The sequence below is a fragment of the Acidimicrobiia bacterium genome (assembly GCA_016650365.1).
Taxonomy (GTDB): domain Bacteria; phylum Actinomycetota; class Acidimicrobiia; order Spongiisociales; family JAENVV01; genus JAENVV01.
In genome coordinates this window covers 1-12,961 of the sequence record JAENVV010000109.1, presented here as the reverse complement: position 1 = coordinate 12,961, position 12,961 = coordinate 1, and the positions used below count along the sequence as shown (strand labels likewise).

Below are 12,961 nucleotides of genomic sequence, written 5' to 3'. Positions count from 1 at the left end.
TTCAATCATGGCCGGAGTGATGGGAGCCTCCACTTTTCCACTCGTCATCGCAGCTGTGCTTGCCTCGAGTCTGATCACCGAATTCGGCGTCGCGCGCTGGCAGATCGGGGTGCTGGCTACGGCGTCGTCTGTCGTTGGCGCCATCCTGGCCCCCCGCTTCGGAGCCGAAATCGATCGGATCGGGGCGAAGGCGGGATCGGTTGCTGCCCTCGCAATAAGCGGGGTCAGCCTCGGATTGATGGCGACCGCTTCGGGATACGGCGTCCTGTTGGCGGGGGCCCTCGTCTCGGGAGTGGCACAATCCATGTCCAATCCCGCCACGAACAAACTGATCTCCCTCCACGTCGAAGCAGGTGTAAAAGGGATAATCACGGGCCTCAAACAGTCCGGGGTGCAGGTGTTCACCTTCCTCGGGGGACTCACTCTTCCGTGGCTCGCCGGATTGGCCGGATGGCGAACCGCCGTTGGCATCTATGCCGGTTTCGCCTTCATCGGCTTCGGGATAGCCCAAAGGCTTCTGCCTGGCGACCCTCCGGATCGAACGGTCACCCGGAGCGTGACCAAAGAACCACTTCCCCCCCTCATTTGGAGGATCTCCACCTTCGGGTTCCTCCTCGGGTTGGCCGGCTCCGGAATTTTCCAGTGGGTCCCGCTCTTTGCACAAGAAGTACTGGGAATGACTCCGCAGGTAGCCGGAGGCACAGCCGCTCTCGCCGGCCTCCTGGGGATCTTTGGACGGATCTGGTGGGGACGGGCCGCCGAACATCAGGTCGGCGTTCAACAAAGTCTGCTGATTATCTCCCTCGCCTCGGTTCTTTCAGCCGGATGTCTGGCACTGGCGCCGCAGGTTGGTGGTTGGTTGGTCTGGCCGGCGGTCTTCATCGCCGGTCTGAGTGTTAGCTCATGGAATGCCGTCGGCATGCTGGCGGTTATCCAGGGCGTTCCCGCCCGACAGGCCGGGCGGGCGTCCGGGGTTGTCATGTTCGGTTTCCTATCAGGGCTCGGAATTGGAGCGCCGCTGCTCGGCTACTCCGTCGACGTGTTCGCCGACTACCGGCCAGGATGGGTGGCGGCGATGGGGTTATTTGTCGTCGGGGCGACACTCGTCACCCCCGCCCGGTTCCGAAATGATCAGGATCCGATAAGCTAACGATCGTTAACCCAAGGAGGATCAACGTGAAAGAAGCCGTCATCGTCTCGACCGCCCGCACCCCGATCGGGAAGGCGTATCGAGGGGCTTTCAACGATCTTGAATCTCCTTCGCTGGCTGGAAAAGCCATCGCGGCTGCCGTCGAACGAGCCGGGCTCGAACCCGGTGAAGTCGACGACGTCATCCTTGGGGCGGCACTACAACAAGGTTCTCAGGGAATGAACGTCGCCCGGATCTCGGCCATCGCCGCCGGCCTTGCCACCACTACCTCCGGGATGACGATTGACCGTCAGTGCTCCTCCGGTCTCATGGCGGTCGCCACCGCCGCCAAGCAGGTCATGTTCGACGGAGCCCCCATCGTCGTGGCCGGCGGGGTCGAATCGATCAGCCTGGTCCAGAACGCCAACATGAACATGTACCGCGCCGCCGACCCGGCGGTCCTTGACCGCGAACCCAACATGTACATGCCCATGATCCAGACCGCCGAAGTGGTGGCCAAACGGTATGGGATCAGTCGCGAAGCCTGTGACGAGTACGGCTACCAGTCACAGATGCGGGTAGCTGCCGCCCAACAAAACGGTTTGTTCGACGAGGAGATCATCGAAGTAACGGCCACCAAGGCGTTGGTGAACAAGGAGACCGGCGAGACCACCAAAGAGTCGGTCACGCTCAAGCTCGATGAGGGCAATCGTCCGACCACGACCCTTGAGGGTCTGGCATCGCTGCAACCAGTCAATGGTCCCGGCGGAAACGTAACGGCGGGCAATGCCTCGCAACTTAGTGACGGCGCCGCGGCACTGGTGGTCATGGAAGCATCGGAGGCAGAGAAGCGGGGGCTGGAACCGCTCGGCTACTACCGGGGCATGGCGGTGGCCGGGGTCGACCCGGACGAGATGGGAATTGGCCCGGTGTTTGCCGTTCCGAAACTGCTGGCACGCGCCAATCTCACCATCGACGATATCGGGCTTTGGGAACTCAATGAAGCGTTCGCCGTTCAAGCGATCTATTGCCGTGATCAGCTCGGCATCGACAACGAGATCTTCAACGTCAACGGCGGTGCCATCTCCATCGGACACCCCTACGGCATGTCCGGAGCCCGGATGGTCGGCCATGCTCTCCTCGAAGGCAAGCGCCGCGGCATCAGGTACGCCGTGGTGACCATGTGCGTCGGAGGCGGAATGGGCGCCGCCGGGCTCTTCGAAGTGGCCTAGTAACCGCCCGTCAACCCGGTCAGGTTACGCAGAACTCGTTTCCTTCCGGATCCAGCAGTACCACCCAGGCCGGTCCATGGTCAGAACGGGTGTCTACGTAGGTGGCGCCGGCACCGACCAACTGTGCGACCTTCTCGTCGCGAACCCTTTCGCGCTCGGAGCCTTCTAGTCCCTGGGGAAGACGCACGTCGAGGTGAACCCGATTCTTGGCGGTCTTGCCTTCTGGCACATTCAAAAAGAGGATCCGCGGACCCTGCCCGGCGGGATCGACGATGGCCGAAATCGCCTCCCGGTCCTCCTGCGGCATGTCGATCGAGTCGGCAAAGGCATCCCAGGACTCGAACCCGGGCGGGGGCGGCTCAACGATGTACCCCAAAGCCAACGCCCAGAACTCGGCGAGGGATGGGGCGTGCCGGGCGTCAAACGTAACCTGAAAAGCTCCGAACATAGCTACAGGCTAGCTATGGGGTCGTAAACGATCCGGTTGTGTCTTGGCCGTTCGCTTGCCAACCCGCCCAGTTTCTCCCGATACCGGCCCAGACCCAGCGAAGGGCGTCCACACCGTACGTGTAGGTGTTTCCCTGGAAAACCGAGTTCACGGCTTGAGCAGCTGACGCATTGGAACCAACGAACCCTGACTCAACAACGACGTTATTTTCCACGAGAACAGATTTCGGTGTATAAAGACCAAGCGGACCATCCAGATCCGACGAGTGCGTGAACAGCACGATCCCCGCATGGTTCGCAGTAACCGTGTTCGCCGAAACGTGTGCGTCTGGGCCAAAGACCACAATGCCAGCACCGTCCCACCACGCAGTTGTGGCCGCTGTTCCATTACCGATCAACGTGTTGCCGCTGATCGTCGAGCCGTACGCCCGGTCGTGGGCAATACCCGGGCGCGCACTGTCGGTAATCACATTGTCGATGACCGTCGTCTGTAGCGCAGCGTCCGTGAACCACACCCCATATCCGGTTGGTCCAGTGATCGTATTCCCATCGACAACCGCACCCACGGTTCCGTCCAGCCTGACGGCCGTCTTGCTGGACGGTTCGAAAGTGCTGTCATAAACGGCAAAGTTCGTGGCCCCGGTCACTCTGATCGCCTCCAGGTCGTGGTTTGCGAACCGTGAATTGGTGATCGTCAGATTGTCCCCGGTAGCCTCCACTCCATAGACGTTATCGTGGACATAGGCTCCATCTATCGTCCAGCCGGTGGCGGTGACTGCAAACCCACGACTGAAATTCCTGACTTCGATTCCACGTATCGACGCACCAGCTGCATCCCCCGAAACTCCCAGCTTGAGCAGACCCATCCCGTCGATTACCGCTCCGGATGCGCCGACCACAGACTGATTCCTCTTCGGGATGATCGATTGATACTGATAGACGCCCGGCTCAATGAAGATATCCGCACCTTCGGGCTGTGAATTGATCACCGCCTGGATCGACCACCCGGCTGGCACCACTGCGTCGTACCCGTTCGGTACCACCGGAACGAATGGCGGATCCACCGGCGGGATGGGCGGAGCCGGAAGGCTCAACCCGCGGGTCAGGAACGTTGCCATCTGGGCACGGCTCACCGGGGCATCGGGACAATAGCGATCGTTGGCCGGCGGGTTACACCCGAGCGTCACCCCTGATGAAGCAAGCCAGTCGATGGCGGACTCAAATACCGAATCGTCATCGTCAATGAACCGATCTTTGATCCCTGGGGGAGGAAACGTAATCGCTCTCGTCAAGAACGCCGCCATCTGGCCGCGGGTCACCGCCCTGTCTGGACAGAACCGATCATTGGTAGGCGGATTACAACCGAACGTCACTCCGGAGGAGGCGAGACGGTCAATCGCATCCTCGAACACGGAGTCATTGTCATCTACGAAGCGATCAACAATATCGGGTGCCGGCAACTTGAGTGCCCTGGTCAAGAACGCCGCCATCGCTCCGCGGCTTACCGGAGCGTCCGGGCAAAATCTGTCGTTGGTCGGCGGGTTGCAGCCATACGTAATGCCCGCATATGCGAGCCGATCGATATTCGCCACATGGACACTGCCGCCCGTATCAGAGAACCGGGGCGCGGCAACCTCACCACAACCAACACGATCCGGGCTCAGGACCAGTTCGTCGAACTGGAAATTCAGCGGACCTGGAGCGGTACCATTTCCCCCGTAGTAGGTGTCAAACCAGAAGCTCTGCACACCGAGGGCGGCGTCAGCCGATCCCAGGAATTGAAAGTCGTCTTGATAGAAGGCCAGCTTCTCGTCGACCCAGCCTTCGAGGACACCGTTGCGAACCCCCGGAGTGTTCATCGACACATGGCCCTCGACGCACGACCAGGCACCGTGCTTCAACACGCCGACGGATGGATCCCACATGAGAGTATCTCCGGTCGCTTTCGCCTGATTCCGGTGATACACATAGAACCCGATCGCAGTCGTATTGGCGGTGGCCGGAGACGTCGATGGGGAAAACTGCATACGGGCCGACCAGCCGGGATTCGAGTTCGATGGCTTGATCCCGTTCCGACCGCTCGCACTGTAGAGCCCGGCCGGGCCGGGAATCTTCCCGGAGCCATAGTTCTTGAAGGACGCGGGAAGACGGATGAAGTATCGGTAATACAACTCATCGGGGTCACCGAGTCCCTGGTCCCCAAACCGATACAGGGCGGCCGACCCGAAGTGTGATCCGGCAGGCACCGACACGTTGATGGCTTTCCCTGACACACCATCTGAAATCTGAGTTATGCGATTGCGCGGCCCAACTGCGCCATCAAACCAGCCTTCGGTCCAGACGGTCGGGGCAGACGAAAAGGGTTCGACCAGGTATTCAGAGCCTGCGCCGCGAGCCACATCGGTGGCAAGGAGCGGTGCGATCAGCACCGCCAGGCACAAACAGAGGATGGACTTACGCAACGACCAACCTTCCCGGGTCCGAACTGGTCTTGTCTATATCATCGGGCGAACAGCTTGCGACCTTGATCCAAACAAGCATGTCCACTTGAGGCTTGACCATAGGAAGGCCGGCGCCACTATCGGGAGTCTCGACCACATGAACCGGGGACTTACTGATTGCGACCGGGAAGCTGAACCTGGAGCTCCGACAACCGCATGGCCAAGAACGCCCGGTCGGATTCGTTCATATCGCAGTTCAGGGCCTGTTGATATGCCACCCGGGCATCGTCGGCGCGCCCGAGGCGGCGGAGAAAGTCGGCTTTGGTCGACCAGTACAAGTGCCAGTTTTCGAGCCCTTCGATCGTCTCCAGAACCTCCAATCCGGTGTCGGGGCCAGACAATTCGGCCTCGGCAACCGCTCGATTGACCGTGATCACTGCCGACCCCCCCATGCGTTCCAACATCCGGTAGAGGGTCACGATCTGCTCCCAATCAGTCTCATCAGCCCTAGCGGCAAGACTGTGCAGCGCCGAGATCGCAGCCTGGATTTGATAGGGTCCGACGCTGCGACGGCGCAAGGCGCCGTCAACGAGCCTTGAGGCCTCCGCAATTTGCTCCTGATTCCATAGCGTTCTGTCCTGATCAGCCAGGAGAACCGGTACCCCGTCCTTCGACTGACGGGCGGGTTGGCGGGCGGCCGTTGCCAAACAAAGTGCGAGTAGCCCGACACACTCCGGTTCGTCCGGCATCAACCCGGCCAACATCCGGGCCAGGCGAATACCTTCGTCGGCAAGATCCACCCGATCGTCCCAAGCCCCAAAGGGTGCATGGTGACCGGTTGTAAAGATGAGATAGATGACGTTCAGAACGGCGTCGAGCCGCTCCGGCAGTTCGTGATCATCGGGCACCCGGTAGGGAATGTGAGCCGAGGAAATCTTGGACTTCGCTCGCGATATCCGCTGGCCCATCGTAGATTCAGCAACGAGAAAGGTCCTGGCGATCTCATTCGTGGTGAGACCACCAAGCGTCCGCAATGCCAACGCGACCCGCGCTTCAGGGCTCAACGCCGGATGGCAACAGGTAAACAACAAGCGCAGCTGATCGGTCGGCTCGGTTTCGGCGTCGTCGACTAATAGGCTCATGGCCTCCGCCTCCTTGGCAGCCCGCTTGGCTTCACGCCGCAGACGATCGAGCGCTTTTCGCTTGGCAACCACCGTCAGCCAGGCCGCCGGGTTCTCCGGTAACCGCTCATCCGAGAACCTCTCGTTGGCAACCACGAGGGCGTCCTGGAGCGCGTCCTCGGCGATATCAAACCTGCCGGTGAGGCGGATGAGGGTGGCCAACACCTGGCCACCCTCGACCCGCAACGTTTCTGCAAGCGACCTGGTCACTCCTCAGGGAACTCGAGGCAGGGGCGAACTTCTACACGTCCACGCCAGGCTCCGGGGATCTGCGAGGCCCACTTGATGGCATCGTCGAGATCGGCACACTCAAGGAGATAGAACCCGCCGAGGACTTCCTTGGTCTCCGCAAACGGACCATCGGTCGTCAGTACATCCCCACCTTTTCCGCCCTTCACGGTGATGGTGGTCGCGGTGTTCGTATCGTGAAGGGCCTCCCCGCCGACGATGACTCCGGCGGCACCGGCCGCCTCGCCAAATTCGTTGTACTCGGCCATGACACGCGCCCAATCCTCTGGACTTCCGGTGCCCTCGGTCTCAGCCGGGCTGTATATAAGAGCTGCGTACTTGGGCATGCCAACCTCCATTGTTTGCGGCTACCTCTGCCATACAACGAACGTCGCCGACGGTTTTCGACAGGGTCTGGCCGATTCTACGTTTCGCCCGGAAATGGTGCCGGCTGTTCCGATCCCTCCACCTGCCGGCCGGGACGGAAATTAGCTTGCGCTCCGGGGCCCACCATACGAAGCTGGCCCGGTGGGCACATCCCGGTGCCCTTGATCTGGAAAGGAGACCTGAATGTCGATCAATACCCTTGTCTCCGTCCGCGGCCACCGCACCGTCTAGACACGACGCCCGGGTCCGCTCGGAAACTTCTCAGCGGTTCGTTTCTCGGCGATCGAGCCGATGTCACGTCGGGCCCTGCCCCGTATCGACGATTCCAGAAAGGAGAGCACGATGTTCGTTCGTGTTCAGGACCTGCCAAATTTCCAACGGCAACGGTTGGCTGTACGCCATCCACCGTGGGAAAGACCCGGCAAGTACCGACCCCATCGAAAACGGTAAACGAATGGGGTGGCCGCCGACAGGCGGCCACCCCATTACTAAACTCGTTCCATGATCTGGGATGAGTTTGTCGTCGGAGCAAGAGCTGTGAGCTGGTTGGCGTATCTCGGGACGGCTAGTACCGAAGGGCGACCCCATGTCGCACCGGTCACGCCTGGTTTTACCGAGAACACCATCTGGTTTGCCACCCGGACCGGGAGCCGCAAGTTTCGCAATCTTGTCGAGAACCCTCGGACGTCATTCCACTGGCCGGTCGGCGGCACCGACGGCCCCGGTGAGTTGTTCGCCGAAGGGGACGCCCGCCTGCATACCTCGGAGGCCGATCGACGGCGCCTGTGGACGGAGGCCAATCTTCCCTTCGACCCCGCCAACTTTTTCGGCAGCCCGGAAACACCAGACCTGGCGTTCGGTGAAACAAGGGTCACTTCAGCATCAATCCTCGGTCCAGACTTTCACCGTTCGTTTTACCGACCATGACAGGCGGGATGTCTTCTGACGAGTTCCGTAGATATGGGAAAGAACTCATTGACTGGGTGGCTGACTACTACGAGAAAGTCGAGTCGCTTCCGGTAACCCCCACAGTGCAGCCGGGCGCCATCCGGGCGCTCCTGCCTCCCAACGCTCCCGAAGGTCCGGAACCATTTGCAGAGATCATCGAGGATTTGGACCGCGTGGTGATGCCGGGGATCACGCATTGGCAGTCGCCAAATTGGTTTGCCTATTTTCCCGGCGATTCCTCGTTTCCGGCCATTCTCGGAGAGTTGGTGTCCGCCGGTCTTGCCCAGCAAGGCATGCTGTGGTCGACGAGCCCAGCGACGACCGAGATCGAGTCTCACATGATGGATTGGCTGGTAGATCTTCTCGGGCTTCCCGCCGCGTGGAAGACGACCGGACCAGGGGGCGGCGTCATCCAAATGAGCGCATCCGATTCAACGCACACTGCGCTGGTAGTAGCCCGTCAGCTTGCCCAACAATCCACCTCCCTTGACAACATCGTCGCATACGCATCTTCCCAGGCGCACAGTTCAATCGAAAAGGGGGCTCGGGTTGCCGGGTACCGACACTTTCGAACCATCGGAGTCGACGAAAACTTCGCCATGCGGCCCGAGTTGCTGGTCGAAGCAATAACCTCTGACCGCCAGGCCGGGCTGCTGCCGGCCTTTGTTTGTTCGGCGGTTGGGACCACCGGGACAACTGCCGTCGACCCGGTCCGTGCGGTCGGTGAGATTGCCCGTAGAGAAGGCATGTGGCATCACGTCGACGCGGCCTACGCCGGCTCCGCCATGATCTGCCCGGAATTTCGGATCCATCAGGATGGACTCGAACTGGCCGACTCGTATGTGTTCAATCCGCACAAGTGGATGTTTGTGAACTTTGATGCGTCGGCGTTTTATGTCGCCGATCGGCGACCGCTCATTGAAACACTGAGCATCCTGCCGCCTTACCTGCAAGATGCCGCATCGCAATCGGGAGCGGTGATCGACTATCGCGACTGGCACGTCCCGCTCGGACGACGGTTTCGTGCATTGAAACTCTGGTTCACATTGCGCACATACGGCGCCGAGGGAATCCGGACGAAGATCCGCGAACACGTGACCGCGGCTGGGACTCTGACTGCTCAGCTCGAGGGAGACGCTCGATTCGAGGTGGTAGCCCCCACCCTCTTCGCCCTGGTCAGTTTTCGCCATGTCGATGGTGACCCACCCACTGACCGACTGGCGGCCCGCATCAATGATTCTGGCCGGGCTTACCTCACTGCTTCGAAGCTGCCAGACGGATCTTCGTTCATTCGGGTGTCCATCGGGCAAACCAACACAACACAGCACCACGTCGATGAGCTGTGGACATTGATCGATGAAATGGCAGATCCGGCTATCGGTCCGTTACCGTCGTAACGGACCGATAGCCGGATCCTTCCTGGTAGAACCCGGACCTAACTAGAAGATCCAGACTGCCAAGAACGCCATTGCGATTGCCAGGACGACTACGGCGGCAGTCGCCCACCAGGTCGTCCGCGATTCCATGTATGAACCAAGTTTTGACGACCGGTTGCTGATCCAAGCGAACCAGGTTCCGAAAATCCCGGTTGAAAGGGCCGACAAGCCAAGTCGCCATCCCTCATGCAAGTCTTCCACGACATATTCCGTGCCGAAGAAGTTAACGATCGCATTGGCCGGATGGAAGAACAGGTAGACGGCGAGGGCGCCGATCACGGCTGCGATCGACCCGATGAGCCAGTCCATCCTTTGATATTCCGACTTCGAAGTGACCGATTTCGGCGATCGAACGTCGGGACGGTTCTGAAGCGTGGTCATGTCAGACCTCCCTTGCTCAAGCTTCGTTTCAACAGTACGGGCAGGGCGCTCGTTCGACCAGGGTACGAAGACCAGTCCGGGGATCCGGCCCAAAACACCGCCGGTCGCCTGACAGGAGATTCACAATCCCACTAGGTTCGACTTCGAGGAGGTTGCAATGCGGACCATTTCGATCATGCTGATTACGGGCATGATGGTTCTTGGGTCGACTGCGGGGGCGCTGGCCACCGCCACCGACCCTGGAGGTACCTTCTGGGACGACGACGGAAACACTCACGAAGCCCAGATCGAAGCCATTGCGGCTGCACGGATTACCTTTGGCTGTGACGCCGACCTGTACTGCCCCGGTCAGGCGGTCACCCGTGGCCAGATGGCAGCATTCTTGAAGCGGGCATTTCCTATCTCTAACGCTTCGGTCGACCATTTCGATGACGACGCAGGTTCCACGTTTGAGAACGACATCAACGCCCTGGCGGACGCCGGAATCACCGTTGGATGTGGAGACCGTTCCTACTGCCCGGATCGCCCTGTTACCCGGGGTGAAATGGCCGCCTTCCTTGCACGAGTTCTTGAATTGCCGGGTGGGCCAGAGCGTTTCGTCGACGACAACGAGTCGATTTTCGAGAACGACATCAATGCCATCGCCGCCGCCGGCATCACCCTGGGGTGCAACGCAGAAGGAGACCACTTCTGCCCATTCGCCCCCATCAGACGCGATCAGATGGCCTCGTTTCTCGCCCGAGCCCTGCACCTTTCTCCGTTGCCGGTCGCCCAGCGGCCCAGCTTCACGGTCGCGTTCACTGGCGATATCCTTCTGCATTTGCCCGTCGACTCTGCGGCCGCCAACTATGGCGATAACTCGGGGAAGAAGTATGACTTTGAGCCAATGTTTGCTGCCATCAAGCCGATCATCAGTGCCGCCGACCTGGCGCTGTGTCACCTCGAAGTGCCACTCCACCCCAACTCCATCAACCTCTCCGACTACCCGGCGTTTCAGGGTCCCGCCGAGATCGCCGATGCCATCGTGGCGGCCGGCTACGAAGGGTGCTCTGTCGCTTCCAACCACTCTTACGACAAGGGCGTCACGGGCGTGTTCAACACCCTTGACGTGATGACATCTCGCGGACTCGGCTACGACGGGGTGGCGTACGACTCGGCGGATCGCCTTGCAGCCCAGACATATGACGTAGGCAATGTGACGGTCGCCCACCTGTCATACGCCGAATGGCTCAACGGCCTGAAGGTACCGGCTGACAAACCATGGTTGGTGAACCTTATCGACCCTGCCGTAATCATCGCGGACGCCGAGCGAGCCAAGGCAGAGGGCGCTGACGTCGTCCTCGTAAGCCTGCACTGGGGCACTGAATACCAGGTGGATCCCACCGCCAACCAGACCCGCATCGGCAAGCTCCTGACCAACGCCGACGCCGTCGATCTCGTCGTTGGCCACCACGCCCATGTGGTCCAACCGATTGGCCAATACGGTTCCGAATACGTCGTCTACGGACTCGGAAACTCGCTGTCGAACCAACTGTGGAGCGCCCAAACCACCGACGGGGTTCTCGTAACCGTCGAGATGGCTCTGCGCCAGGGGGATTGGATGCCCCGCAAGGTCACGTTCACACCCACCTGGGTTCAGTCTGGCTCGTACAAGATCCTCCCGGTCGCCGAAACCCTACACGCCGGAGGAATCTCCCCATCGCTGAGGAATCAACTCTTGGGCTCATGGAAACGCACGATGGAACGAATCAACCGTCTCGGCGCCGATGTGTCACCAACCGGGGTTCCATAGCTCTCCAATCAGGGTGTTGACTCAAGCGTTTCACGCGGCAACCGATGTAGACTGCGAATCACAACTGAGATCAAGCTACAACTTGAAGCGCCTGACCCCGTCTAGGGGTGACGAGGAGGAGAATCATCGAAAGCGACCCCGGTCGCGTCGGCGGATGTTTTCCCGGCTGTTCACGGTCGTAACGCTGGTGGACAAAACCCGACGGCAACGCCGGGGACAAATCTCACCGCGACGTGAGGGGACCCAAGTCCCGTTCTTTCGCTTGATCCGCGCCCAAGGAGACTCTGCACATGTGCGGAATAGTTGGTTACGTCGGCTCAAGGCCGGCTCAATCAGTACTGGTAAACGGATTAGCTCGCCTCGAGTATCGAGGGTATGACTCTGCCGGCATCGCCATCATGGCAGATGACGGCATCGGCGTCACCCGAACGGCCGGCCGTATCGCCGATCTTGTATCGGCGATCAAGAGCGAAAAAGGGTCCTACGCGGGTTCGGTCGGAATCGGCCACACCCGGTGGGCTACTCACGGCGCTCCGGTCACGAAGAACGCCCATCCCCATCGCGATTGTTCCTCCAACGTGGCGGTCGTCCACAACGGGATCATCGAGAACTACGTCCAGCTGCGCGACGAGCTGATCGCGCAAGGACACACGTTCACATCCGATACGGACACCGAAGTCCTTGCTCACATGGTCGAACGAATGGGAGATCAACCGCTCGAAATGATTGTTCGCACCATCATGGAGAAGGCCGAAGGTGCCCTGGCAATCGGCGTGGTCAGAGCCTCGGACCCCGAACTGGTGGTTGCCGCCCGCCGCGGTAGCCCGTTGGTCATCGGGCTCGGCGAAGACGAAAACTTCCTGGCATCTGATATCCCGGCGATTCTGGAGCACACCAGACGAATCGCCATCGTCGGCGATGACAACGTCGTCTCCCTCAGACCTTCCGGTATTGCCATTACTGATCTGGCCGGGAATCCGGTCGAACCGATTGTCAGGGATATCGAGTGGGATCTTGAGTCCGCCGAACGAGGCGGATACGACGACTTCATGCTGAAGGAAATCTACGAGCAGCCAAAAGCGCTCAGGGACACACTGGCCGGCCGGATCGATGAGCACCATCGAATCCACCTCCCGGAACTCGATCTGACTCCACGTGAGGCTCGCGCCATCGACAAAGTCTTCGTAGTTGCCTGCGGTACCTCGTACCACGCCGGGTTGATGGCGAAATACGCGATCGAGCGCTGGGCTCGACTCCCGGTCGAGATCGACATCGCTTCCGAATTCCGGTATCGCGATCCGGTCCTCGATGACCGTACGATGGTCATCGGCATGAGCCAATCTGGCGAGACCGCCGACA

General features: G+C 60.4%; 11 protein-coding genes. 6 read left to right on the top strand and 5 right to left on the bottom strand.

Annotation, left to right across the window (positions count from 1 at the left end; all coding sequences use genetic code 11):
* Window positions 1–19 precede the first annotated feature (19 nt).
* A complete protein-coding gene (locus JJE47_06605) occupies window positions 20–1,150 on the top strand; it encodes an MFS transporter (GenBank protein ID MBK5267093.1) in 1,131 nt (376 codons plus the stop codon).
* 26 nt (window positions 1,151–1,176) lie between these two features.
* Window positions 1,177–2,361 carry an acetyl-CoA C-acyltransferase gene (locus tag JJE47_06600; protein MBK5267092.1) on the top strand — a complete coding sequence of 395 codons (1,185 nt, stop codon included), beginning with the start codon at window positions 1,177–1,179 and terminating at the stop codon, window positions 2,359–2,361.
* Between the two features lie 19 nt (window positions 2,362–2,380).
* On the opposite strand, the gene JJE47_06595 is transcribed toward JJE47_06600, so the two are convergent.
* The 4 genes from JJE47_06595 to JJE47_06580 form a co-directional block, all read right to left on the bottom strand.
* Window positions 2,381–2,809, bottom strand: coding sequence for a VOC family protein (locus tag JJE47_06595; GenBank protein ID MBK5267091.1), 429 nt, complete (start codon window positions 2,807–2,809; stop codon window positions 2,381–2,383).
* Between the two features lie 13 nt (window positions 2,810–2,822).
* On the bottom strand, window positions 2,823–5,270 hold the full coding sequence (locus tag JJE47_06590; protein ID MBK5267090.1) for a right-handed parallel beta-helix repeat-containing protein: 2,448 nt from the start codon (window positions 5,268–5,270) through the stop codon (window positions 2,823–2,825).
* A gap of 149 nt (window positions 5,271–5,419) precedes the next feature.
* A complete protein-coding gene (locus tag JJE47_06585; GenBank protein MBK5267089.1) occupies window positions 5,420–6,640 on the bottom strand; it encodes an RNA polymerase sigma factor in 1,221 nt (406 codons plus the stop codon).
* Window positions 6,637–7,005, bottom strand: coding sequence for a YciI family protein (locus JJE47_06580; protein MBK5267088.1), 369 nt, complete (start codon window positions 7,003–7,005; stop codon window positions 6,637–6,639). The genes JJE47_06585 and JJE47_06580 overlap by 4 nt, the downstream gene beginning before the upstream one ends.
* 541 nt (window positions 7,006–7,546) lie before the next feature.
* Here JJE47_06580 and JJE47_06575 point away from each other — a divergent pair.
* Window positions 7,547–7,972, top strand: coding sequence for a pyridoxamine 5'-phosphate oxidase family protein (locus JJE47_06575; GenBank protein ID MBK5267087.1), 426 nt, complete (start codon window positions 7,547–7,549; stop codon window positions 7,970–7,972).
* A gap of 8 nt (window positions 7,973–7,980) precedes the next feature.
* A complete protein-coding gene (locus JJE47_06570; protein MBK5267086.1) occupies window positions 7,981–9,390 on the top strand; it encodes an aspartate aminotransferase family protein in 1,410 nt (469 codons plus the stop codon).
* 42 nt (window positions 9,391–9,432) lie between these two features.
* Here the strand turns inward: JJE47_06570 and JJE47_06565 are convergent, their stop codons facing one another.
* Window positions 9,433–9,810 (bottom strand): hypothetical protein, encoded by a 378-nt coding sequence (locus JJE47_06565; GenBank protein MBK5267085.1) that lies wholly within the window; start codon window positions 9,808–9,810, stop codon window positions 9,433–9,435.
* Window positions 9,811–9,967: 157 nt separating this feature from the next.
* Here JJE47_06565 and JJE47_06560 point away from each other — a divergent pair, with 157 nt between their 5' ends.
* Together JJE47_06560 and glmS are read left to right on the top strand one after the other, a co-directional pair.
* Window positions 9,968–11,602, top strand: a complete 1,635-nt coding sequence (locus JJE47_06560; GenBank protein MBK5267084.1) for a CapA family protein — start codon at window positions 9,968–9,970, stop codon at window positions 11,600–11,602.
* A gap of 290 nt (window positions 11,603–11,892) precedes the next feature.
* Window positions 11,893–12,961, top strand: a 1,069-nt coding sequence (glmS, locus tag JJE47_06555) for a glutamine--fructose-6-phosphate transaminase (isomerizing) (GenBank protein MBK5267083.1), incomplete at its 3' end; no start/stop codon positions are given.